General features: G+C 71.4%; 13 protein-coding genes and 1 other RNA gene. 12 read left to right on the top strand and 2 right to left on the bottom strand.

The genetic code is table 11. The annotated features are described in order from the left end of the window. The first annotated feature begins 40 nt into the window (after positions 1 to 40). The 8 genes from ndhC (at position 41) to ssrS (ending at position 7,629) form a co-directional block, all read left to right on the top strand. On the top strand, positions 41 to 445 hold the full coding sequence (ndhC, locus tag IPH07_02470) for an NADH-quinone oxidoreductase subunit A (GenBank protein MBK6916242.1): 405 nt from the start codon (positions 41 to 43) through the stop codon (positions 443 to 445). Between the two features lie 28 nt (positions 446 to 473). Next, positions 474 to 1,064, top strand: coding sequence for an NADH-quinone oxidoreductase subunit NuoB (gene nuoB, locus IPH07_02465; protein MBK6916241.1), 591 nt, complete (start codon positions 474 to 476; stop codon positions 1,062 to 1,064). Then, positions 1,064 to 1,612 carry an NADH-quinone oxidoreductase subunit C gene (locus IPH07_02460; GenBank protein MBK6916240.1) on the top strand — a complete coding sequence of 183 codons (549 nt, stop codon included), beginning with the start codon at positions 1,064 to 1,066 and terminating at the stop codon, positions 1,610 to 1,612. The genes nuoB and IPH07_02460 overlap by 1 nt, the downstream gene beginning before the upstream one ends. Positions 1,613 to 1,656: 44 nt before the next feature. Then, on the top strand, positions 1,657 to 2,967 hold the full coding sequence (locus tag IPH07_02455; GenBank protein ID MBK6916239.1) for an NADH-quinone oxidoreductase subunit D: 1,311 nt from the start codon (positions 1,657 to 1,659) through the stop codon (positions 2,965 to 2,967). Positions 2,968 to 3,007: 40 nt separating this feature from the next. Continuing rightward, entirely contained in the window at positions 3,008 to 4,741 is a 1,734-nt protein-coding gene (locus IPH07_02450; protein ID MBK6916238.1) for a (2Fe-2S)-binding protein, read from the top strand. Positions 4,742 to 4,770: 29 nt separating this feature from the next. Further along, positions 4,771 to 6,723, top strand: a complete 1,953-nt coding sequence (locus IPH07_02445) for an NADH-quinone oxidoreductase subunit H (protein ID MBK6916237.1) — start codon at positions 4,771 to 4,773, stop codon at positions 6,721 to 6,723. A 2-nt stretch (positions 6,724 to 6,725) separates the two neighbouring features. After that, on the top strand, positions 6,726 to 7,316 hold the full coding sequence (locus tag IPH07_02440; protein MBK6916236.1) for an NADH-quinone oxidoreductase subunit I: 591 nt from the start codon (positions 6,726 to 6,728) through the stop codon (positions 7,314 to 7,316). 140 nt (positions 7,317 to 7,456) lie between these two features. Further along, positions 7,457 to 7,629, top strand: a non-coding RNA gene (gene ssrS, locus IPH07_02435) — 6S RNA. A gap of 55 nt (positions 7,630 to 7,684) precedes the next feature. Here ssrS and IPH07_02430 read toward each other — a convergent pair. Continuing rightward, positions 7,685 to 9,136 carry a glutamate--tRNA ligase gene (locus IPH07_02430; protein MBK6916235.1) on the bottom strand — a complete coding sequence of 484 codons (1,452 nt, stop codon included), beginning with the start codon at positions 9,134 to 9,136 and terminating at the stop codon, positions 7,685 to 7,687. A gap of 67 nt (positions 9,137 to 9,203) precedes the next feature. Here IPH07_02430 and IPH07_02425 point away from each other — a divergent pair, with 67 nt between their 5' ends. The 3 genes from IPH07_02425 to IPH07_02415 all read left to right on the top strand — a co-directional run bounded on the left by IPH07_02425 (position 9,204) and on the right by IPH07_02415 (position 12,713). Continuing rightward, positions 9,204 to 10,001, top strand: a complete 798-nt coding sequence (locus IPH07_02425; protein ID MBK6916234.1) for a hypothetical protein — start codon at positions 9,204 to 9,206, stop codon at positions 9,999 to 10,001. Between the two features lie 354 nt (positions 10,002 to 10,355). Next, positions 10,356 to 11,885, top strand: coding sequence for a hypothetical protein (locus tag IPH07_02420; GenBank protein ID MBK6916233.1), 1,530 nt, complete (start codon positions 10,356 to 10,358; stop codon positions 11,883 to 11,885). A 72-nt stretch (positions 11,886 to 11,957) separates the two neighbouring features. Continuing rightward, a complete protein-coding gene (locus IPH07_02415; protein MBK6916232.1) occupies positions 11,958 to 12,713 on the top strand; it encodes a CPBP family intramembrane metalloprotease in 756 nt (251 codons plus the stop codon). A 19-nt stretch (positions 12,714 to 12,732) separates the two neighbouring features. Here the strand turns inward: IPH07_02415 and IPH07_02410 are convergent, their stop codons facing one another. After that, a complete protein-coding gene (locus IPH07_02410) occupies positions 12,733 to 15,219 on the bottom strand; it encodes an insulinase family protein (protein MBK6916231.1) in 2,487 nt (828 codons plus the stop codon). Between the two features lie 407 nt (positions 15,220 to 15,626). Here IPH07_02410 and IPH07_02405 point away from each other — a divergent pair, with 407 nt between their 5' ends. Further along, positions 15,627 to 24,770, top strand: a complete 9,144-nt coding sequence (locus IPH07_02405; GenBank protein MBK6916230.1) for a tetratricopeptide repeat protein — start codon at positions 15,627 to 15,629, stop codon at positions 24,768 to 24,770. Positions 24,771 to 24,796: the final 26 nt, after the last annotated feature.

Genomic DNA, 24,796 nt, shown 5'->3' with positions numbered 1-24,796 from the left:
CAGGCGGGCTGTGATACACCCCGGGCCGAACGCATCGCCGATGGCTGCATCCTATCTCCCCGCGCTCGTCTTCGTGATCTTCGCGGTCGGCTTCGCCGCGCTGATGCTGGGCATCACGATGGTGCTCGGCCCCAAGCGAACCTCGGCCATCAAGGACGAGCCGTTCGAGTGCGGCAGCGAGCCCATCGGCAGCCCACGCGTCAAGTTCAGCGTCAAGTTCTACCAGGTCGCGATTCTCTTCCTGGTGTTCGACATCGAGGTGGCGTTCCTCTACCCGTGGGCGTCGCTCTTCCGCGAGCTGTCGTGCACGGGCCCGCTGAACGCGGCCGGTGTGTGCACCTCGGCTCCGAGCATGTTCGGGCTGGTGGAAATGCTGGTGTTCCTGGTCATCCTCGTGATTGCGCTGGCCTACGTGTGGCGCAAGCGAGCGCTCGACTGGGCGTGAAGTCAACCGAGACCAACGGAGGATCCCCATGGCCGATTCCGGCGCGAGCTACGTGCCCACGGTGCTGCAAGACGCGGTCAACTGGGCCCAGAAGTACAGCCTCTTCACCTACCCGTTCGCGACGGCGTGCTGCGCGATGGAGTTCATGTCGACCATGGGCTCCCGCTACGACATCGCGCGTTTCGGCGCCGAGTTCCCGCGCTTCTCGCCGCGGCAGGCCGACCTGTTGATCGTGATCGGCACCATCACCGAGCGCCAGGCGCCGGTGCTGCGCCGGGTCTACGACCAGATGCCCGATCCCAAGTGGGTGATGGCGTTCGGCGTGTGCGCCTCGACCGGCGGCTTCTATCAGAACTACACGGTCATGCCCGGCGCCGACCAGGTCATCCCGGTCGACGTCTACGTGCCGGGCTGCCCGCCGCGGCCCGAGCAGGTGCTCGACGGCCTGATGGCGCTGCAGCGGCGCATCCAGGAGCACCGCGGACACTGCCAGCAAGAGATCGGCAACACCGCCGCGATCGGCTACACGGACCGCCGACGCCTGCCGGTGCTGCCCGACGGCACCAGCATGACGCTGCTGCCCGACGAGCGGATGCCCACCGACGGGAGAGTGCGCTGATGGCCCAGCGGGTGCTCGAATTCCTGCAGCGCGAGCGCGCCGCCGCACTCGTCGAAACTGGCAGCTACGCCGGCGACGAGATCGCGGTCGTGCATCGCGATCACATCGTCGACGTGCTCACGCTGCTGCGCGACCACGCCGAGACGAAGATGAACATGCTGACCGACCTCACGGTCGTCGACTACCTCGGTCAGCAGCCGCGCTTCGAGGTGGTCTATCAGCTGTACAGCCTCCCGCTGAAGCACCGCGTGCGCGTGAAGGTCCGCATCGGCGACGCCGAGGACGAGTGCTGGGTGCCGAGCGCGTGCGGTCTGTGGCACGCGGCCAACTGGGCCGAGCGCGAGGCGTGGGACCTCTACGGCGTGCGCTTCGAGGGCCACCCCGACCTGCGCCGCATCCTGATGTACGACGAGTTCATCGGTCACCCGCTGCGCAAGGACTACCCGCAGAACGGGCGCCAGCCGCTGATCCGCCGCCCCGACGCGCCGTCGACCGACGACCAGACCACGCGGCTGCTGAGCAACAGCCACGACCGTCGCATCGGCTAGCGCCACCTGAAGCCCTCCCCCTTCGCAACGAGCGACGTCCGACGATGAGCGCACCCACTGCCACCCCCTCGAGACCGCTGGCCACGAACGCCGCCGAGACCTTCGACGCCAAGGGCCGCCAGGCCGGTGAGCTGTCGCTGTCGCCGTCGCTGCAGGCCTTCGCCGAGCAGGCCGAGCGCCTGCCGACCGACGAGCTCATCGTGAACATGGGCCCCTCGCACCCCGCGATGCACGGCACCGTGCGCGTGGTGCTGCGCATCGACGGCGAGACCATCAAGGACGCCGACGTGCAGGTCGGCTACCTGCACCGCGGCTTCGAGAAGGAGAGCGAGAGCGCCACGTACACGCAGATCTTCCCGTACGTGGATCGGCTGAACTACGTGTCGCCGATGCTCAACAACGTCGGCTTCGCGATGGCGGTCGAGAAGCTGCTCGGCATCACCGCGCAGATCCCCGAGCGCGCCGAGTACATCCGCGTGATCGTCGGCGAGCTGTCGCGCGTCGCCGACCACCTCACCTGCATCACCGCCTCGCTGGCGGAGCTCGGCGGGCTCACGGCGTTCTTCTGGGGCAACCGCGCCCGCGAGCACATCTGGGAGCTGCTCGAGGACGTCTCGGGCGCACGCATGACCCACAGCTACTGCCGCATCGGCGGCGTCGCGTGGGACCTCACCGCCGACTTCGAGGACAAGTGCCGCGGCAAGCTCGTGAAGATCCGCGGGCTCATCGGCGACATCCGCAAGCTGGTCGAGCGCAACCGCATCTTCCTCGATCGCATGCAGGGCGTCGGCATCATCTCCGCCGAGGACGCCATCAGCTACGGCATCACCGGGCCCAACCTGCGCGGCAGCGGGGTCGACTACGACGTCCGCAAGGACCAGCCCTACTCGGTCTACGAGCACTTCGACTTCGACGTACCGGTCTCCGACGGCTGCGACAACCTCGCGCGCTACCTGGTGCGCATCGAGGAGATGGAGCAGTCGATGCGGATCATCGAGCAGGCCTTGGTGCAGATCCCACCGGGCGCCGTCATCGTCGACGATCCGCTCATCGCCTTGCCGGCCAAGCGCGAGGTCTACAACTCGATCGAGGGCATGATCGCCCACTTCAAGCACATCATGGACGGCCTGCGCGTGCCGCCCGGTGAGGCCTACAGCTTCACCGAGGGCGGCAACGGCGAACTGGGCTTCTACATCGTCAGCGACGGCACCGGCCGCCCCTACAAGAACCGCTGCCGTCCGCCGTGCTTCTACGCCACCGCCGCGCTGCGCCAGATGATCCTCGGGGCCAACATCGCCGACGTGGTGCCGATCTTCGGCTCGATCAACATGATCGGCGGCGAGTGCGATCGCTGATTTTCCCCCACGCAAGACGAGCTTCGCGAGAGCGCCGACCATGACCAGCTCCGATCCGCCCGTGCCCAGCCGCCCCCGTTCGGCGACCATCATCATGCAGCCCGATCCGCCGCCGCCCCCGGCCGCGGCGCGGACGATTGCGCAGACCGCCGTGAAGCTGCCGGACAACCTCGAGGCGCCGGCGCCGGCCAGCCCGAACCTGCCGGCCACGCCCGAGCCCGGCGGCCCGACCGTCACGATGACGATCGACGGCGAGACCGTCACGGTGCGCAAGGGCACCAACGTGCTCGAGGCCGCCAAGCTGCTCGGCAAGGACATCTGCCACTTCTGCTACCACCCGGGGCTGTCGATCGCCGCCAGCTGCCGGCAGTGCCTGGTCGAGGTCGAGAAGAACCCGAAGCTGCAGCCCTCGTGTCAGCAGATCGTCGGCGACGGCATGGTCGTGCACACGCAGAGCGAGGTCGTGCTCGAGGCCCGACGCGCGCTGCTCGAGTTCACGCTCAAGAACCATCCGATCGACTGCCCGATCTGCGACAAGGCCGGCGAGTGCACGCTGCAGCGGCACTACATGGACCACGATCATCAGCTCACGCGGGTGGACGTCGCCAAGATCCGCAAGCCCAAGCACAAGGACATCGGCCGCGAGATCGTGCTCGACGCCGAGCGCTGCATCCTGTGCTCGCGCTGCATCCGGTTCTGCGAGGAGATTCCCGGCACCGGCGAGCTGACGATGACCAACCGGGGTGACCACGAGATCCTCGACATCGCGCCCGGTCATCGCCTCGACAACGCGTACTCGATGAACGTGGTCGACATCTGCCCGGTCGGCGCGCTCACGGCCAAGGACTTCCGCTTCGCGATCCGAGCGTGGGAGCTGCGGGCGACGCCGACCACCTGCACCGGCTGCGCGACCGGCTGCGCGATCGAGCTGCACACCAAGCACGAGCATGCGCACCGCATCGTGCCGCGCTTCGACGAGCACGTGAACGGCCACTGGATGTGCGACGAGGGTCGCTACACGTACCACGCGCTCGACGCCGAGCAGCGCATCCGCCACGCGCGGGTCGACGGCGACGAAGTCTCGCTCGGCCACGCGATCGCGACCGTGGCCAAGCGCCTGCGCGGGCCCGGCAAGAAGATTGCCGCGGTGTTCTCGGGCACGGCGACCTGCGAGGCCAACGGCGCACTCGCCGAGCTCGCCGAGCTCCTGGGGGCGGACCGCTTCGTGGTGGGACGCCCGCCCGGCAAGACCGACGCGCTGCTGCGCGACGCCGACAAGAACCCCAACCTGCGCGGTGCAATCGCAGCGGCCGGCAACGCGCGCCACGAGGGCGAGCTCGGCCTCGAACTCGCCGGTCGGGCCTACGACGCGGTGCTGTTCGTCGACGCCACGCTCGAGCTCTCGGAGGTCGTGCGCAAGGCGCTGGGCTCGATCACCAGCGTGTGCATGGCCGACCGCGCCAGCAACCTGGCGCAGGCCTGTGCAATCGTGCTGCCCGCGACCAGCTGGGCCGAGAGCCTGGGCGGCATCATCAACCGCCAGGGGCGCCTGCGGGTGCTGCAGCCGGCGTGGCGGCCCGAAGGCGACCGCCGCGAGGCCGCCGACCTCATCCGCGACATCGCACTCGCGCTGGGCGAGCGCGACCTCGGCTCGAGCCGCGAGCGCTCGCGGGCGCTGGCCGAGACCCACGACAACGCCGAGCTGCGACGCCTGACCGCCGACCCGGTCGCCGCACGCCCGACCCTGCTCCGCTTCGCCCACAGCCGCGGTTGATCCGACCCGCACGGCCCCCCAGGGACTCCATGCACGCCCACGCCCATCGCCTGCTCGCGCTCCTGCTGCTCGTCTTCACCGGTCTCGTGGCGCCGACCGGCTGCGCCGATCCACCGTCGTCGAGCCAGCGCGCGCAGGTCGTGCGGACCGAGCCGTCGACGGTGGTCTTCCACCCCGAGACCAAGCCGGTCGCGGTCGACGTCATCAACACCAGCGACAAGCCCATCGCGGTCGGTGACTTCCGCGTCGAGGGGCCCGACTGGGCCTCGTTCAGCCTCGTCGAGCCGATGAACGCCGGCATCCTGCGCCCGGGTGACCGCGCGACGCTGCACGTGCAGGTCGACGCAGTCTCGCTGCGTGGGCCCGGCGAGCCCGTGCAGGGCTCGGTCGTCGAGCACGACGCACCGCGCGAGCCCATCGGCCCCAACGACTTCCGCGAGGGCAGCGCGAGCCTCAGCTTCCGCGCGGCCGGGACCACCGCCGCGGTGGCGCTGCGCTTCGAGGATCCGCCGTGGACCTCGCAGTACCTGTGGCCGGCGATCCTCAAGGTCCTCGCACTGGTGATGGCCTTCATCATGCCGCTGGCCTCGCTGCTGACGTGGATGGAGCGCAAGCAGAGCGCGATGATGCAGGACCGCGTCGGTCCCAACATGGCGCGCATCACCATCGGCAGCTTCACGCTGCGCGCGTGGGGCCTGCTGCACATCGCGACCGACGGCCTCAAGATGCTCTTCAAGGAGGACTTCGTGCCGCGCCGGGCCCACCGCGCGCTGTACACCCTCGCGCCGCTGCTTGCGTTCATCCCCGCGCTGGTGGTGTTCGCGATCGTGCCGTTCGGCGATGGCCTCTGCTACGGGCGCCTGTTCGACTCGCTGTCGCAGGCCGACGTCGACCAGTGCGCCGCCGGTCGCGGCGGCACCCCGCTGCAGATCGCTCAGATCGACGTCGGGCTGCTCTACTACTTCGCGATCGCCTCGCTGGCGACCTACGGCACCACGCTCGCGGGCTGGTCCAGCTACAACAAGTGGGCGGTGCTCGGCAGCCTGCGCGCGTCGGCGCAGATGATCTCGTACGAGGTCGCGATCGGTCTGACGATCGTCGGCGCGCTGCTGGTCTACGGCACGCTCGAGCCGCACGCGCTCGTGATGGCGCAGACGGCCACCCACTGGGGCATCCTGCTGCAGCCGCTGGCGTTCATCCTCTTCTTCACCGCCGCGATCGCCGAGACCAAGCGCGCGCCGTTCGACCTGCCCGAGGGCGAGTCGGAGATCATCGGGTACTTCATCGAGTACTCGGGCATGCGCTTCGGCCTGTTCTTCCTCGGTGAGTTCATCGAGGTCGTGTTCGTCTCGGCGCTGGTGACCACGCTGTTCCTCGGCGGCTGGACCCTGCCGTTCGGCATCCTCGGCGCGCACGGCTTCTCCAGCGCGCTGGCCTGCCAGGCGTTCTTCGGCGGCGCCGGCATCACCCTGATGGTGGCGGCAGCGATGTGGTGGCGGGCGAGCAAGCACGCCGAGGGCTTCGCGTCGCTCGTGCTCATCATCGGCACCATGCACCTGCTGGTGGCGGTGTGGTCGCTGTTCACCGGCTGGGGCACCGAGCTACCCCACATCGCGGTGGTCAGCGTGGGCCTGCTGACCTGGGGCCTCAAGGTGCTCGCGCTGTGCTGGCTGCAGCTGCTCATCCGCTGGACGCTGCCACGCTTTCGGTACGACCAGCTCATGAGCCTGGGTTGGAAGGGCCTGCTGCCGCTGTCGATCGCGAACATCGTCCTCACCGCCGTCGTGGTCTACGCGCTCACGCCGAGCGCCGAGGCCCCCGCCACCGGCCCCAACGCCGCGGCGGTCGAGGCCAAGGCCCCAGCCGACACGAAGCCGACCGGCGACGCGAAGGCCCCGGGCGACGCGAAGGCGCCGGCGGCCGCCGGCGCGCCTGCCGACACTGCCAAGCCGGCCCAGCCGAGCGAAGGGAAGACCCCATGACCATCGGCGTCAAGAACGTCTCGCTGCAGCGAACCGCACGCGATCAGATCTTCCTGCCCGCGATCCTCGAGGGCCTGCTGACCTCGGCGCGGCACTTCTTCAAGAACACCATGACCAAGGGCATGGGCGACGTCGACACGATTCGCTACGGCGAGCCGGACGTCGATCCCAAGACCTACTACCCCGCGCGCTACCGCGGCGTGCACCGCTTGATGTTCCGCGAGGATGGCTCGGTGCGCTGCGTGGCGTGCATGTGCTGCTCCACCGTGTGCCCGGCGAAGTGCATCTACATCGTTGCCGAGGACCGCAAGGACGACGCCGAGAAAGCCCCCGAGAGCTTCGTGATCGACGAGCTCAAGTGCGTGGTCTGTGGCCTGTGCGTCGAGGCCTGTCCATGTGATGCGATCCGCATGGACTCGCGTCAGCACATGACGCCGACCGAGACCCGCGAAGCCGCGGTGTTGCGCAAGGTCGACCTCATGAGCCGGGGTGGTCCGTCGGTCGCGGTCCAGGGCGGGCTCGGAGCCGACTATCGCGCGGTCGAGCCGGCCGCCGACCCGCGCTTCGCCGACTCGCGCTCGCACGGCACTTAGCGCCCATCAGGTTTGCACGCCGCTGGCAAGTCGCCCGCGAGGCGAGCGCGACAACCCGAGCCACGCTCGCATGTCGCCCGCCGAACGCGCTGGGCGATTTTTGCCGATGGTTGCGTCGGTCCGCTCTGCTATCTTGGAGTGCAGGTCAGCCGACGCTCGGCGTTCGAGTTCTACCTACTCTGTTCAACCAGGGAACCGCCTCTGCCCGTGGGAGTGCAAGCCCGTTCGGCGGGAAGCCCGAAGCGGATATCCGTGGTGCCCACCTGCTACGGTAGGGGTTGAACTGGAATCGTCGAGCGTCGGTGGACCTGCTTTTCGTCGCGTTGCGGCGGGCGGCCGTAGTGACCGCGCGCCGGCGCGCCACGAGCTCAGGTCTGCGCCTTCAAGGCCTCGATGGCGTCGCGCAAGCGCAGGCGCGTGCGGTCCTTGCCACACGCGACCAGCGTCTCGAACAGCGGCGGCGCGGCCGTCCGGCCCACCACCGCCAGGCGCAGCAGGCCGAAGATCTCCTTGGTCTTCCAGCCACTGCGCTCGCAGAAGCCGCGGGCAAAGGCCTCGACGGTCTCCTTGGTGAAGGCGCGGGCGTCCTTGTCCTTCTCGATCTCCTCGAGGAAGCGCGTGAGGATCTCGATGACCTCCTCGCGCGTGCGGTTCTTGAGCGCGAACTCGGGGAGCACGGGCCGCAGGTCGATCGAGCCGCCGAAGAAGAAGCTCGCGAACGGCACGAAGTCGTCGAGTCGCTGGATGCGCTCGCGCGACAGCTCGACGATGGCCCGCAGCCGCTCGCGCTCGAAGACGTCGCCCAGCAGCCGCTCGCACAGCGCATCGACCGACAGCGCGCGCAGGTCCTCGCCGTTCCAGGCCGCGAGCTTGACCGGGTCGAACACCGGGCCGCCCGCCGACAGACGCGACAGGTCGAAGCACTCGACCATCTCCGCCAGCGTGAAGCGCTCGCGGCCGTCGGGCATCGAGAAGCCCAGGGTCGCGAGGAAGTTGAGGAACGTCGTCGGCAGGTAGCCGAGCGCGCGGTAGTAGTTGATCGACACCGGGTTCTTGCGCTTCGACAGCTTGCTGCGATCGGCGTTGCGCAGCAGACCCACGTGGTAGAACTCGGGCGCCTCCCAGCCGAAGGCGCGGTAGAGCAGCACGTGCTTGGGGGTGGAGCTGAGCCACTCCTCACCGCGGATCACGTGGGTGACGCCCATGAGGTGGTCGTCGACCACGTTGGCCAGGTGGTAGGTCGGAAAGCCATCCGACTTGACCAGCACCTGCTCGTCGACCTGCTCGACCCCGAAGCGGATCTCGCCGCGCAGGCGATCGGGCACGATGACCTCGCCGTGCTCGGGCACCGCCAGACGGACCACGTGGGTCTCGCCCGCGGCCGCGCGGGCGGCCGCCTGGGCGGGGTCGAGGCCGCGGCAGTGGCGGTCGTAGCCGGGGTGCTCGACCTTGTCGGCGAGCTGCTGCTTGCGCAGCGCGTCGAGCCGCTCGCGGGTGCAGAAGCAGCGGTACGCCGCACCGGAGGCGAGCAGCTGCGCCACGTGGCTGCCGTACACCGCCAGGCGCTCGGACTGGCGGTAGGGCCCGTGCGGCCCGCCGACGTCGGGGCCCTCGTCCCAGTCGAGCCCGAGCCACCGCAGGGCCTCGAAGATCGCGGTCTCGCTGCTGCGAGAGGACCGCTCCTGGTCGGTGTCCTCGATGCGCAGCACGAAGCGGCCGCCGTGCCGCTTGGCGAAGGCGTAGTTGAACAGCGCGATGTAGGCGGTGCCAACGTGGGGGTCGCCGGTCGGGCTGGGCGCGATGCGGACCACGGGCGGCATGCGCCCCTGCACCTCGGTCATGCCCGCTCCTACCACAAGCCGGGCAACGCCGTTACACTCTGTCGCCGTGGCCGACGACAACATCGACGACGGGCTCATCGACGTCGTGATGCAGACGGTCGGCCGTCGCGTGCTCGAGCGCGCCGCGGCCTCGGCCGAGCTGCTCGAGACGCTGATCCATGCCCAGGGCCGGGTGCTGCGGCGCGATCAGGAGCTGTGGGCGGGCCACGCGGTGCTGAACTACGACCGCGAGCTGCTGCCGCGGGTGGCCCGCGCCAGCAGCCTCGGGACCTCCGTCTACCTCGGCAACCGCCGCATCGCGACCTATACCTCGCTGGACGCCGGCCCCGCGCCCGAGGTCGGTGCCTACGCCGAGGCCGAGCTGGTCGAGACCGTGCTGCGCAAGCGCCAGCCGTTCCGCGGCACGCTCGAGTGGAACGGCCGCCCGACCATGCTGGCCGCACGCCCACTGTTCGCGAGCGACAAGCCCGAGGAGTACGGCCCCATCGGCATCCTCGAGGCCTACCAGGACGTGGGCACCCTGCGTGACATGCTCGCCGCCAGCTGGCGCCGCGGCGCGGCCGAAGACCCCGCCACGCTGGTGCGTGCGCTGCACGCCGAGCGCCTCGGCGCGGTGACGGAGTTCGTCGACGACGTCGCGCGACGGCTGCAGCTGCTCGCGCTCAACGGCAACATCATCGCCGCCCAGGCCGGGGACCACGGGCGGGCCTTCCGCGTGGTGTGCCGCGAGCTGGGCAGCCTCGCGGAGCAGTCCAAGGACGTGGTCGCCGAGGTGCGGCGCCTGGGTGAGGACGCCCGCCGCAGCGAACCCGCCGAGCCCAACGGACCGATGGCCGATGCCTGAGACCGCCCGCTCCGACGCCCGCGCCCGCGCGGCCGCACACCGGTGCAGGGGTGCCATGCGTGCAGCGGCGCGCGCCCGTCGGATCGGCTCCGCATGCGCGCATGATCCCGTGCGGCCCGGCGAGTGGCGGGTCGAAGCGATGCGATCCCAACCGAAATCCGGTCCTGGAGGGGGCCCTCCACGGGCCCCTTCGAAGCGTGCTTTGTTCTCTCATTTCAAACAGTTAACCCCGGCTCGATCGTCAACGACATCTCGACCCTCCTTCGAAATTGCCTGCATTTTCGGGGTCTTTGATGCTTGTTGGTAAGATCGCGCCGTGCTAGGTCACGTGCGAGCGTAGGCCGGAGTTTGGTCATGGATCAGATCTTCGAGAGCCATTTCGGTGGGAATCAGAGCTCGAGCAACGGGGGCGAAGCCGATGGCTACTGCCCCAAGTGCCGCGCAGATACCCAACACATCATCCTCGAGAGCTACGCGGAGGAGATCCGTCGCGTGCAGTGCGCCGTATGCGGCGACACGCACGGATTCAAGCCCCCGCGGGGTGGTGAGGACGACAATCCCGAGCCGCTGGCCGCTGCGAAGCGACGTGGCGCGAAGAAGCTCGACTGGCTCGAGGGCATGAACGCCTACCCGCTCGACACGGCGGTTCGATACTCGCCCAAGGCGGCGCTGTCGCTCCACCAGATCGTCGTGCACCCCACCTTCGGCGTCGGCTTCGTCTGCGAGATCGCGGGCGAGCAGAAGGTCGAGGTCATGTTCCGCAACAACCTCCCGCGCGTGCTCGTGCACGGTCGCGGCGAGACCGACGAGGAGCGTGCGGGCGAGCGCGTGGCCGAGGAAGAGGTGCGTCAGCTGCTCGGCCTCGAGCTCGGGCCCTCGCCCGAGGAGATCGCCGCCGAGCGCGAGCGTCGACTCGCGGAGGAGGAGGCCGAGCGCCAGCGCGAGCGCGAGGAGAAGCGCCTCGCCGCCGAGCGCGAGCGGGCCGCCCAAGCCGAGCGCCGCGAAGAAGAGCGCCGTCGTCGCGAAGAGGAGCGCGAGGCCAAGCGTCGCGAACGCGACGAGGAGCGCGAGCGCAAGAAGCAAGAACGCGAGCAGGAGCGCGTGCGCAAGGCCGAGGAGCGTCGCCTCGAGGCCGAGCGCAAGCGCGACGAGCTGAACAAGGCCCGCGACGACGAGCGCCGCCGCAAGGACGAGGAGAAGGAGTCCAAGCGACTCGCCAAGCTCGCCGAGAAGCAGCAGGCCATCAAGGCCAAGGAAAAAGAGAAGGAGCAGGCGGTCAAGGAGAAGGAGCGCCTCGCCAAGGAGAAGCTCAAGGAGAAGGAGCGCCTCGCCAAGGACAAGGAGCGCGAGAAGGAGCGTGCCGCCAAGGAACGCGAGAAGGAGCGCCTCGCCAAGGAGAAGGACAAGGAGAAGGAGCGCCTGCTCAAGGACAAGGAGAAGGAGCGCCTCGCCAAGGAGAAGGACAAGGAGCGCGCCGCCAAGGCCAAGGAGAAGGAGCGCCTCGCCGCCGAGCGCGAGAAGGAGCGCCTGCTCAAGGACAAGGAGAAGGAGCGCCTCGCCAAGATCAAGGAGAAGGAGCGTCTCGCCAAGGAGAAGCTCAAGGAGAAGGAGCGCCTCGCCAAGGAGCGCGCCAAGGCCGTGAAGAAGCCCGCCGCGAAGAAGGCTGCCAAGAAGCCCGCGGCGAAGAAGGCCGCAAAGAAGCCGGCCGCAAAGAAGCCCGCCGCAAAGAAGGCCTCCAAGAAGCCGGCGGCCAAGAAGCCGGCGGCCAAGAAGCCGGCGGCCAAGAAGCCCGCGGCCAAGAAGCCCGCGGCCAAGAAGCCGGCCGCAAAGAAGCCGGCCGCAAAGAAGCCCGCCGCCAAGAAGCCCGCCAAGAAGGGCAAGTGACGTCGCGCGCCGCGGGTCGCCCGGCCGGGCCCCGCGGCGTGAAGATCGCGCCCCCTGCGTGGGGTCAACACCATGGCCCGCACCGTGGATGACGACGACGACGAGCCACGTACCCGCGCCCCCGCGGGTGCGTGGCAGCGTCACCTCGCGACCCGCGTCGACGGGCTGACCAGCGCGGTGCTGGTGTTCCCGCTGTTCCTCACCTACCAGCTGGGCATCCTCGGCGGGCGCGGTCAGAACGGCGTCGACGTGCTGACGCGATCGCTCGTCGATCTGGCGGAACGCGACCTCCACAACTACCTCGCGATCCTCGTGGCGCTGCTGGTCGTGTACGCGGCGGTGCTGCTGGTGCTCGCGCGCCGCGATCGATTCCATCCCCGCGCGTTCGTGCCGGCCATGGCGGAGTCGGCGGTCTATGCCCTGACCATGGGCACCCTCATCGTGTTCGTGATGGACCGGGCGCTCGGCGTGATTCCCGGCCTGAGCGTCGGCGGCGGACCGGGTGCAGCCGACGTGGTGGTCATCTCCGCCGGCGCCGGGTTCCACGAGGAGCTGGTGTTCCGCGTGTTGGTGATGGGCGCCTGCGCGTGGCTGCTCACAGGGCTCACCGGCGAGCGCCGGGCGTGGCTGCTGGCCCTGTTGGTGTCGTCGCTGGTGTTCTCGCTCGCGCACCACGTCGGCAGCAGCGGCGAGCCCTTCACGTTCGCCGCGTTCGTCTACCGCACACTGGCGGGGGTCTTCTTCGCGGTGGTGTACCGCGTGCGTGGCTTCGCGGTCGCGGCCTGGACCCACGCGCTGTACGACGTCTACGTGCTGTCGTTGCAGTGAGCCGCCCGCAGCGGGGCGCTCACGCGACGGTGATGGTGACTTGCTTGTCGTCGCGCAGCAGCGTGCGAGCCAGCTGCACCAGATCGGCAACCCGCACCGCCTCGATGCGCGCCGCATAGTCGTGGTGTGCGGCGTAGCCGAGCCCGTAGATCTCGTTGAACGCCATCATCGACGCGATTCGTCCCCTTCGCTGCAGCGCAGCCTCGGCCTGGCCGACGAGGTACGCCTGCGCGCGCTCGACTTCGTCGACCCGCACGTCACCGCCGCAGACCCGCCGGCGCTCGCGCTCGAGCGCCGCGTGGGTGCGCGCGAGCTTGTCGGGCGAGGTTGCGGCGTAGAACGCCACGTGGCCGGCGTCGAGCCCTTCACTCGACGACGCCGACACGTGATAGACCAGCGGCTCGTCCTCGCGCAGCGCGGCGAACAGCCGACCGGCCTGGCCGCCGAGCACCGTGGTCAGCACCTCCATCGCCCAGACCCGCGGATCGGACAACGTGAGGCCCGGCCACGCATGCACCACGTGGGCCTGCTCGCGGCTGCGTCGCACGCGATGGCTGCGGCGCTCGGCCAGCTGCGGTCGTGGGCCCGGCCAGCGCGTGCGTGACGGCGGCGCGCTCGCGTCGCCCTCGAGGCCCTCGAGCAGATCGACGATCTCGGCCGGGTCGAAGTCGCCGCAAAGGGCCAGGCACGCGCGACCGACCGGATAGTGCGTGCGCCATAGCTTGCGCAGCGCGGCGCGATCGACCGCGGCGAGCGTCTGCGGCGTGCCGCGGCGGCGGCGGCCGTAGGCGTGCGCGCCGTAGAGGCGCTCGGCCGCGGCCTGGAACGCCAGCCCCGCGAGATCGTCGCGGTCGGCGGCGAGTTCCTCGATGGCCAGGCGCCGCTCGTTGGCCAGCTCGTCGTCGGCGAAGCGCGGCGCGCGGGCGCACTCGATCAGCCGCCGCAGCAGCAGCGCGCGATCGGGCGCGAGGCACTCGAAGTGCAGGCCCACGCTGTTGCGCCCCGACACGCCGTCGAGCACCGCGGCGCAGCCCTCGATCTCGCGTGCCAGCGCATCGCCGTCGCGCTCGTCGGTGCCGCGCGTGAGCAGGGTCGCCATCAGCGGGCTCGCGCCGGCGAGCGCCGCGGGCTCGATGCGCTGACCGCCGGGCCACACCATCCAACCGGCCAACATCGCGAGGCTCGGATCGGGGCGCATGCGCAGGCGCAGGCCGCCGCGCAGCTGCGTGCAGACGATGCCGTGGCGATCGCGGGTCAGCTGCGGCCCGGTGGTCGCGTGCGCGCTGCCCTTCAGCCGCGCCAGCAAGCGCCGCTGCAGCGCGCGGGCCTGCGCCGCGTCGAACTCGGACGACGGCAGCACCAGGGCGATCGAGGCCCGCTGCGGCCGCAGGTGCACGGCAGCCGCATCCCGGAGGCTCGCGGGGGTCTGCGCCTGCAACATCGCGAGCAGGCGGCCGTCGAGGTCGATGCCCTGCCCCAGGCTCAGATAGTAGCCGAGCGCGTGGGCGAGGCCGTTGCTGGTCTCGCGGCGATACACGACGTCGCTCGACAGCACCGCGCGCGCCCGCGCCAGCTCGTCGGCGAGCACCGGCGTGCGCTGCAGCAGGCCGATCATGTCGAGCATCGCGCCTGTCGCGGCCTCGATGCGCGCCGCGGGCCCGTGCGCCGCGACCGTGAAGGTGCTGCCCTGGCGCCCCGCAATCAGGCTCGCGTGCGCGTCGGTCACCAGCCCGCGACCGCGACGCAGCTCCCGCGCCAGCCAGCTCGACTCGCCGTAGCCGAGCACGCACGAGGCCAGCTCGAGTGCAACCGCCTGCGGGCCGGGCCACGCCGGCGACTGCCAGCCGATGGCGACGTGGGCCTCGTGCACGTCGTCGCGCACGACCACCACGTGGGGCTCGCGCGACGGCGTCGGGGTCCGCAGTCGGCGCGGCGCCGCGACGGTGGGGAACCGCGAGAGCACGCGGCGGGCCGCCGCGACCACGCGAGCCGACGGCAGCGGACCCGCCACCACCAGCGCGAGCCGATCACCGGCGTAGTTGCGCGACAAGAATCGCCGCAGCACCGCGGGCGTGTGCGCCGCGACCTCGTGGGCGCAGCCCAGCACCGGCCGGGCATAGCCGTGCTCGCCGAAGAGCGCCGCGACCATCTCCTGCACTACGCGCGAGCCGGGATCGTCGTCGTACTGCTTGATCTCCTCGAGCACGACCTGGGCCTCCTGCGCCAGCTCGCTCGCGAGCGGACGCGCGTGCGCGACCGGCCGCACCAGCGCCTCGAGTGCGGCGTCGAAGGCGGACGCCGGCACGGTCGCGTGGAAGACGGTCTCGTCGTGGCTGGTGAACGCGTTGACGTCACCGCCCAGGGCCTCGATCGACGACGCGATGTCGACGCGCTTGCCATCGATGCTCAGCGGCTTGAACACCATGTGCTCGAGCAGGTGGGCGCAGCCGTGCTCGCGCGGGCCCTCGTCGGCGGTGCCGGCGAAGATCCACAGCTGGATGGCCACCGTGCTGGCTCCGGGACCCCGCCGCGGCGTCTGGTGGACGATGACGCGGGCGCCGGAGCGCAGGCGCGTCTGTTGCGGGGTGCGGGTGGCTGGTGATCGCCTACTGTCCATCGGTTGCGGTGTCGGGGTCGAAGCGGCGGGTGGGCACCGCGGCGGTTTCGGCGTGCGGCCGACGTGGCCATGGGCGGTGCCGGAGTGCGCCGATTGCCGTGCGGTACGCCGTTGCCCCCGCACGGTACACGAACTGACGCGGGCCCGGAGCCGACGGCGAACCGCCGGGCGTGCACGCTCGACCGCCACCGGCCGCCCCCGATCCGTCGGCGATGGGGCGATCCCGCGGGACGGCGGCGCTCGAAGTCGTGTTACCGTGCCACGGTCGTCCCCTCCAACGACCGCCTGCGACCGCCGTGCAGATGCTCGATCACGAGGCCCAAGCGCCCGACGCCCCCGCCGTGCTGCCGTGTCCCCTGCCGGGACGCCACAGCCGCGAACCCGCCGAGCTGACCGAGTTCCGCGCGAACGCGGCCGATGAACGCGCGTTCCATCGCTTGCGGCGCCAGTACCGCGACAGCGAGGACTGGCGCTCGTTGGCGACGCTGCTGCTGCTGCACGCCGCGGCCACCGAGACCGCGACCGCCGAGCAACGCTCGAAGGCCGCCGAGCTGTGCGTGCAGGCCTACGAGCTGTGGCTCGAGCGCGTGAAGGATCGCGACGAGGCCGCCCACGCGCTCGCGCGCGCGCTGCAGCTGCGGCCCGACAACCTGCGCGCGCACGAGCGACTGCGAAAGCTCTACGAGCTGATGGGCGCACACAAGGAGCTCGTCGAGCTGCTGCGTTGGCGCGTGCAGACGCTCCCCGCCGGGGCCGACGCCGCCGCCCTGCACTTCGAACTCGCCGAGCTGCTCGAGCAGCACTTCCTCGCGATCGGCGAGGCGGTGCAGCACTACGCCCGCGTGGTCGAGCTCGATCCCAACCACGCCAAGGCCTGCGATCGCTTGATCCGGCTGTACCTGGTCGCCGGCGCCTGGCGTCCCGCGGCCGCGCAGCTGGTGCAGGAGCTGGCCAAGCTCGAGGGCTCGAGTGACCGCGTGCGCGTGGCCGAGCTGCACCGTCGGCTCGCGAGCATCGAGTCCGAGCAGTTCGACGACGTGCCCTCGGCCGCGCGCCACCTGCAGGCCGCGCTCAAGGTGGTGCCCGACGACATCGAGGCGCTGCGGGCCTTCGGTGTGCTGTACCTGGCCTCCGGTAAGGCCACCGAGGACGGCGTCGCCAAGGCCGCCGACATCTTCTACAAGGCGGCCGAGCTCGCGCGTCGACGTGGCGACAAGCCCCGCGCGCTCAAGCTGCTGCGGCGCTCGCTGATGCTCGCGCCCGATCACCAGCAGGCCTCCGCGGCGCTGGAGAACACGCTCATCGATGCCGAGGACTGGCTCGCGCTCGACGAGCTGTACCGCGAGTGGCTGTTCCACTTCAGCGGCGCCGATGCGGTCACGCTGCAGCTGCGCCGCGCCGAGCTGCTCGATCGACGGCTGTACCGCCGCGAGGAGGCGCGCGCGCTGTTCGAGGAGGCCAGCCGCTACCAACGCCCCGACGACGAGTCGTGGCGCCGGCTCGAGCAGATCTACGCCGACAGCGGCGATCACTGGGCGCTGGTCGGCCTGCTCGACGCACAGATCGAGCGCATGCCCGACGAGGTCCCGACCGAGACCCTGCTGCGCGCCGCGATGGTGTGCCGCGACGAGCTCGGCGACGAAGAGCGTGCCGCGGTCTACTTCTACAAGGTGCTCGAGCGCGAGCCCTTCAACGCCGGCGCATTCGAGGGCTACAAGGAGCACTGGCGGCGCAAGCACAACTGGACCCACCTGCGCGACCTCATCCTCTACCAGATCGAGCAGGCCGCCGCGTATCCCGAGGGCGAGAGCCCCTACGACGCGCGGGCCTTCGCGGAGGAGTTCGTCGAACTCGCCGACATCTGCGAGCGACGCCTGGGCGACATCGACGGCGCGCTCGATGCCTGGGGTCGCTTGCAGGCCGCGTACCCCGACGACGCGCGCCCGGCCAAGCACATCGCCCGCATCGAGAAGCGCGCGCGCATGTGGGACAACATGGTGCGGGTCCAGGAGGCCGAGCTCGAGCGCACCGTGGACCCCGCCAAGCGCCTCGACATCCTGAAGCGCCTCACGCAGGTCTACCGCGATCGCCAGGTCAACCCCGAGCGCGCCATCGAGCTGTACGGCGAGATCCTCCAGCTGTCGCCGAGCGACATCCAGGCCACCCGGGCCCTCACAGCGCTGCACGACCGCGCCGGCGACTACGAGCGCGTGGTCGACATGCTGCGCGACCAACACGATCGTTCCCGCAGCGGCACCGAGCGCATCGCGATCCTGCGGCGCATGGCCGAGCTGTGGCACCACGAGCTGAGCCAGCTCGAGCACGCCGAGTGGGCGTGCCGACAGATCCTCGAGATCAGCGCCGACGATCGCGAGGCCTCGTACCGGTTGCAGCAGCTGCTGGAGGAGCAAGGCCGCTACAGCGAGCTGCTCGAGGTGCTCGCCCACGAGCTGCCCAGCGCCGGCTCGCCCGACGCCAAGGCCAAGCTGCTGCGTCGCATGGCCCGCATCGCCGAGCTCGACCTCGCCGACGAGGACCGCGCGGCCTCGCTGTGGACCGAGCTGCTGGAGCTGCGCCCGGGCAACCTCGAGATCGTCGACAAGCTCGTGCTCGCCTACGCGAAGGCGGGGCGCAACGAGGAGCTCGGCACCCTGCTGACCAAGGCCGCGGGCTCGCCCAAGACCCCGCTCGTGCGGCAGATCGACTACCTGCTGCGGCTGGGACAGCTGGCCGAAGCCGCGCTCGACGACCCGATGCTCGCGCGCACCTCGTTCGAGCGGGTGCTCCGCAGCCGCCCCGATCACCGTGGTGCGCTCGAGGCCCTGGTCCGCATCTATCGTCGCGAGGACGCGTGGCAGCCCTTGGTCGCGGTGCTCGGCAAGCTCCAAGAGCTGGCCGAGACCGAGGACGACGCCTTCCGCATCGCGTGGGAGCGCGCCGAGATCCTCGCCGAGCAGCTCGACGATCCCAACGGCGCCGCCGAGCTGCTCGAGTCGCTCGGCGAGGATCTGGCGCTGGGGCGGCGCGAGGTCGCCTCGAGCCTGCTCGAGCTGTACGAGCGGGCCGGCCTCCACCGCAAGCTGGTGCGCCAGGCCGAGCTGCTGCTGCTGGCGGCCGAGTCCGCCGAGGAGCGGCGACGGCTGTACGGCACCATCAGCAACACCTGGCTGCAGCACCTCGGCGACAAGCAGGCCGCGGTCGCGACCTACGCCCGCTTCGTGCACGAGTTCTCGACCGACCTCGAGGGTCTCGCGACCATGGCGCGGCTGCAGCACGACGTCGGCGACCACGAGGCCGCACTGGTGACGCTGCAACGGCGGCTCGATCTCCTCAGCGAGGTCTCGGCCCGCACCGCCACGCTCGAGCAGATGGCGACCATCGCCGAGCGCGACCTCGAGCAGCCGGCGCGCGCACTGGCGTTCCTGCGGCAGGCGCTGGCGATCGACCACTTCGACGCGCGCATCGTGTCACGCGTGCACGAGCTCGCGGCGAAGGCGGGGCTGTGGCGGGAGTTGCTCGCGATCCACGAGGAGCGCTTCGGCTACCTCGGCGAGGCCGGGCTCGCGGGTGCGCAGGTCGATCTGTGCCTCGAGGCGAGCCGCTTGGCGCAGGCGAAGTGTCTCGACGCGCCGCTGGCGTTCGAGTGGGCCGAGCGCGGCTACCTCGCGGCGCTGCGCTCCGACCTGACGCTCGCCGCACCCGGGAAGCACCTGCGCTCGCTGGCCGAGGCACACGGCTGTTGGCGCGAGCTGCTCGAGGCCTTCGACCACGAGATCGCGGCGCTCGAGCGCCGCGAGTCGACCGACGCACTGGTCGCCCGACTGCGCGAGGCCGCCGGCGTGGCGCTCTCGCGGCTCGGCGACGCCGCCAAGGCGATCGGCTACCTGCAGCGGGCCCACCGCGCCGCACCGCTCGACGAGGCGCTCGCGGACGAGCTCGAGCGCACCGCACGGGAGCACGGCGCGTGGCAGGCGGTGATCGAGCTGCACGGCGGTCGACTCGGTCGCGCCGCGTCCGACCTCGGCCGCTACGACGCCTGCCGTGCGATCGCCCGCATCTACGAGGACGAGCTGCACGATCCCGAGAAGGCGTTCGAGTGGCTCCGGCAGGCCTGGCAGGACCTGCGCAAGACCGACACCACCCTCGCCGACGACGCGTTCGAGCAGATCCTGCAGGTGAGCGAGCGCCACCGCCTGTGGGCCATGCTCTGCGATCTGCACCTCGAGCGGGCGCGCAACGCCAGCGCCGGCGAAGCGACCATCGCCGCGCTCGAGAGCGCGGCGCAGATCTTCGACGAGCGGCTGCAGGATCCCCTGGCCGCGATCCGTGTGCTCGCGCATGGCCTCGACGAGGCCGGCGGCGACGTGCTGCTGCCGGACATCCGCCGGCTCTCGTTGTCGGTCGACGAGCGCCGCGACGGCGATCTACCGCCGGTCGGCGCGCTCGTGCTGCTGCAGCTGCTGCAGCGCTTGGTCGGGCGCAGCCGCGATCGCGACCGCACCATCGCGCTGCTGGCCGAGCGCGCCGAGATCCGCGAGCTGCGGCTGGGTGACCGCGCGGCCGCGATGGCCGAGTGGATGCGAGTGCTGCGGCTCGACCCCGACGACGAACGTGCGATCGCCGAGCTCGAGCGGCTCGCCGATGAGGGCGACCTGTGGCAGCTGTACCTGATGGTGCCGGCGGCGGCGCTCGAGGTCGCGCCGCAGCCGGTCGATCAGGCGCAGCTGCTGATCCGCATCGCGCAGCTGTACGAGGGCTCGCTCGGGCGACCCGAGTACGCCCTGCGCGCGCGGCTGTGTGCCTGGCGCACGCGCCCCAGCCTCCCCGCTGCCGACGGCGACGTCGGCGACGAGCATGCCGCGATCTGGCGGCTGGCCGAGCACACCGGCGGCTACCACACGCCACCGGTGCCCCGTGATCCGATGCTCACGCCCACGCTGGCACCGCCCGAGATCGCCGACGCCGCGGCGTGGATCGGCGCCGGCCTCGAGCCGCGCTTGGTCGAGACGATGCCGTCCCCACACGCGCCGCGCGTCGAGATCGCCGCACCCACGCGCGTCGGCGGGCCCCACACGCAGGAGATCCTGCTCGACGATCCCGACAGCGTGTCGGCGGCGGCCCCAGCCCCGACCGCCGCGCGCCCCGACCTCGCGCCGCCGATCTCGGTCGACCCCGAGAGCCTCGACTTCGAAGACCTCGAGGTCGACGAGCTCGAGGAGCTCGACGACGGCGCGGAGCTGCCGACCGTCGACCCGACCGTCGCGGTGATGCAGGCGCAGCTGCTGCAGCTGCAACGCGCCGACAACACCCGCGCATCGGCGGTGGTCGTGACGGCCCCGCCGCCGCCACCGCGCGCACCCGACCAGGGCCTGCCCGCGCTGCCGAAGCTCACGCGCCCAGTGCTGCCGGCCCGCCCGCGCGTCGCCAGTGCTTGGGAGGAGGTCGCGCTCGCGTACACCGAGATGCCGGCCGACAGCAAGCTGGCCAAGGTCGAGGTCGCGTTGTCGCTCGCGCGCCTCTGGGAAGAGGGCGCGCACAACCTCGAGCGCGCGTTCCAGGCCCTCGAGCGCGCGCTGCTGTGGGTGCCACGCCACGAAGAGGCGCTCGAGCGACTCGAAGGCCTCGCGGCGCGCCACGGCGTGATGGAGCGACTGCTGCAAGCGTACGAGCTGCTGCTGGCCGAGTCGGCCATGCCCGAGCACGTCGTCGCGCACAATCTCCGCATCGCCGAGCTCCACGCGGCGGCCGAGCACTGGGACGAGGCCGAGAGTCGCTACCGCGCCGTGCTGGCGGTCGCGCCCCACCACACCGGCGCGATGCGAGCGCTGCTCGACATCTACCGCGGCCTCGAGCAGCACGCGCAGTGGGCCGGGGTGTGGAGCGACCTGCTCGAGGTCGAGGCGCCGGATCTCGACGCCGACGAACGCATCGCGCGCACGCTCGAGCTCTGTCACGTGTTCGAGCAACGTCTGGCGCGTCCGCGTGAGGCCATCGAACGACTCGAGCTGCTCGCGCGCGAGCTGCCCGATCGCCGCGAGCTGCACGACGAGCTCGCGCGGCTGCTGATGTCGCAGCGACAGTGGCAGCAGGCCATCGAGGCCCTGCGCGTGGCCGCCGACCACGTGCCCGACGAGGACTACCGCCTGGCGGTGCTGGCCCAGATCGCCGACATCTACGAGCACAAGCTGAGCCTGCCCGACCGCGCCATCGCGGCCTGGCTCGAGCTCACCGAGCTGCGCGAGGATCCGGTCGCGCTGGCGCGGCTGCAGGAGCTCTACCTCGCGACCGGTCGCTTCGAGCCGGCGCTGCCGATCATCGAGCAGCGACTGGCGGCGTGCGACCCCGCCGACGGCGAGACCCGCACCTCGTTGCTGGTCGCCAAGGCGCGTGCGCTGCAAGAGGGCGGCGGCGATCCCGATGCCGCCACGGCGACGCTGGAGGAGCTGGTCCGCACCGCGCCCGACAACGACGAGGTCGCGCTCGCGCTCAGTCGGCTGTATCGCCGCCAGGGGCGGCGCGACGACGGCGTGACGCTGCTGCGCGGGCACCTCGAGCGGGCCGCCGCCGGCGACGAGGCCCGTCACGTACGCGTCGCGACCGCGCTCGCCGAAGTGCTCGACCGCGAGGACCACGATCCCAAGGGCGCGTTGGCGGTCATCGCCGCCGCGCTGGCGCAGCGGCCCGGGGTCGCGGCGTTGCTGCGCGCGCAGGCCAAGCTCGCCCGCGCCGTGCACGACGAGGCGCTGTTGGTCGAGTCGCTGGCGGCGCTGCCCGACTCCGACGGCCTGCTCGAGGCGGCCGACCTGCTGCGCGCGCGACTGCACGACAACGCCCGCGCGCTGCGGCTGTACTCCCGCGTGCTCGCCGAGGCCAAGGTCGCCGCCGACGATCCGGAGTCGCCGCGCCGCCTGGCATCGGCGCTCGAGGGCCTGGTGCGGCTGCGCGTCGACGACGGCGACATCGCCGGCGCGATGGAGTTCATGGATCGCCAGCTGGCCGAGATGAAGGGCCCGACGATCCGTGCGCAGCTGCTGGCCGAGATGGGCCGCATCACCTACCGCAGCACCGGCGACATCGCGGCCGCGCGCGTGCGCTTCGACGCCGCGCTCGCCGAGGATCCCGAGTACGCCCGCGCGAAGCTGGGGCTCGGCGAGATGCTGGCGGAGGCCGGGCGTCACGAGGAGGCCGAGGCACTGCTCGAGCAGGCCGTCGACGCGCTCGGCCTCGGCGGCGATCCGGTGCAGCTCGCGGGCGGCCTGCTGGCGCTGGCGCAGGTGCTCGAGCAGAGCAGCCGCCACGCGGACGCCCACCGACGGCTCACGCTGGCGGCGCGGCACGACCCCGCGAACCTCGACATCCGTGCGGCGCTGGTGCGCAACCGCGTGCTGGCGGGGCGCCACCGCGAGGCGCTGATGGCCGCCGACCAGCTCGAGGAGCGACTCGCCGAGGGCTTCGAGCGCACGCCCAAGCAAGTGCGGCTGCTGAGCGATGTGTTCGCGTTCGTGGCCGAGAGCGCGCTGGCGCTCAAGCAGGTCGAGGAGGCGCTGGCCCGCTACCGTCGCGCTGCGCTGCTCGACCCCAGCAACCCCAACGCCCTCGAGCCGCTGATCGGCCTGTGCCAGGAACGCGGCGCGCTCGTCGAGGCGGCCGAGGCTGCGGCTCGACTGGCGCGCGAGGTCGGTGACCCGCGCGCGCGCGGTCAGAAGTTCATCGACGCCGGCATGCTCTTCAACGACGCCGCGGCCGCGCTTGCGGACGGCGGTGATCCGCAGGGCCCGCAGACCGAGGCCGAGCTGCGCCGCGCCGCGTTCGAGAACATCCGGCTCGGGCTGGAGCTGCTCGAGGAGCACAACGTCGCCGCACTCGACCGCACCCAGCTCGAGGTCGCCTTCCGGGCCACGGCCGTGCACGACCCCACGATCGCGCTGCGTTGCCTCGATCGGCTGCTGCTGCAGCCCGACCTCGGGCGCGAGCGCCGGCACGACCTCCTGCTCGAGGGCTCCGAGATCGCACTGGCGCAGCCCGAGCGGGCCGAGCTGGCCGAGCGCTTCGCGAGGCAGGCCCGCGAGCTGCTGCCGAACTCATCGGCGGCCGTGCTCGCGCTGGCGCGCGTGCTCGAGGCCAACGGCCGAGAAGACGAGATCGAGCCGCTGGTGGAGAGCTTCTTCGCGGCGCTCGGTCGTCGCACCCGTGGCACCGACGTCGCGCCCCGCATCGCGCTGCTGCTGCGACTCGCCGAGATCCAGCGCATGCGGCCCGAGAAGGCCATCGCCGCGCTGGAGCTCGCGCTCGAGCTCGACCCGCACGCGCTCGGTCCCGCCGAGCGACGGACCCTCGCGGCGCTCTACGATGCGGCCGGGACCCAGGGCGAACGCGTGCTCGCAAACTTCGTCGAGGTGCTGACGGTCGATCCGCTCGACATCCGCGCGCTCGCGTTCATGGCCGCGCACCACGCCGAGCTGGGCGACCTCGATCGCGCGTGGGCGCTCTACGGTGTGTTGCAGCTCGCCGCCCCCGAGCACACCGCCGCTGCGGCGTTCTTCGACGGCGTCGAGCTGACCTCGGTGCCCGCCGGTGAGTTCGTGCCCGCCAGCGTGGTGCCAGCGCTGCCGGCCGACGGCGGCGTGGGCGAGGCCCTGCTCGCGCTGCAGGACGGCGGTGCGGCGCTGCTCGCCGAGCAGCTGCCTCGGCTCGAGATCCCGCCCGAGGCCCGCGTGTCGCCGCTGGGCGAAGGCCTGCTCGCGCAGTGCTGGGGCGAGGTGCTCAAGCGCCTCGGCAACAGCAAGGTCGCGCTCGTCGCCCGGCACGCGCTGCCGGAGACCCTGCCCGGGCTCGACGACGGTCCCGAGTTCGAGCCGGGGGCGCTGCTCGAGGTGCGCTGCCAACAGCCGCCGGTGATCCTCGCCCACGAGGCCGCCTTCGCGATCGACGACCCCGCCGTGCTGCGCTTCGCGCTCGCACGCGCGCTCCACGGCACGCGGCCCGAGGCATTGTTCGCGATGGGCCTTCGGCGGGGCCGCTTCGCGCAGCTGCTGTCGGCGCTGCTGCAGGCGTTCCACCCCCGCCACGGCCGTCGCAAGCACCACGCGCGCGACGACGACGCGACGCGCCTGAGCCAGGAGCTGCTGCGCAAGCTCCCGATGCGCACGGCCCGACAGCTCGGCAGCCTGTTCAAGGACCACGAGAACGAGCCCTTCGACAGCTCGCAGTGGCGCGCGTGGGTGCGGCGGGCCGGCAGTCGCATCGGCCTCGCGATCGCTGGGGACCTCGGCGCTGCCATCTGCGTGGTCACCGGCGCCAAGACGCCGCTCACCGGCGCCGAGCTGCTCGCACGCGCGGAGGTCGACGACGACCTGCGCGACCTCATCGGGTTCGCGACCAGTGGCGCGTACGCCGGGGTCCGACGCACGCTCGGCTACGCGGCCCGCGAGCGCGCGTAGCCAACGCCCTCACCCGCGCCCCCCGA

The sequence above is a fragment of the Deltaproteobacteria bacterium genome (assembly GCA_016709225.1).
Classification (GTDB): domain Bacteria; phylum Myxococcota_A; class Polyangia; order Nannocystales; family Nannocystaceae; genus Xiheibacterium; species Xiheibacterium phototrophicum.
The sequence above is the reverse complement of the archived record's forward strand: the minus strand, read 5'-3'. Positions and strand labels throughout refer to the sequence as shown.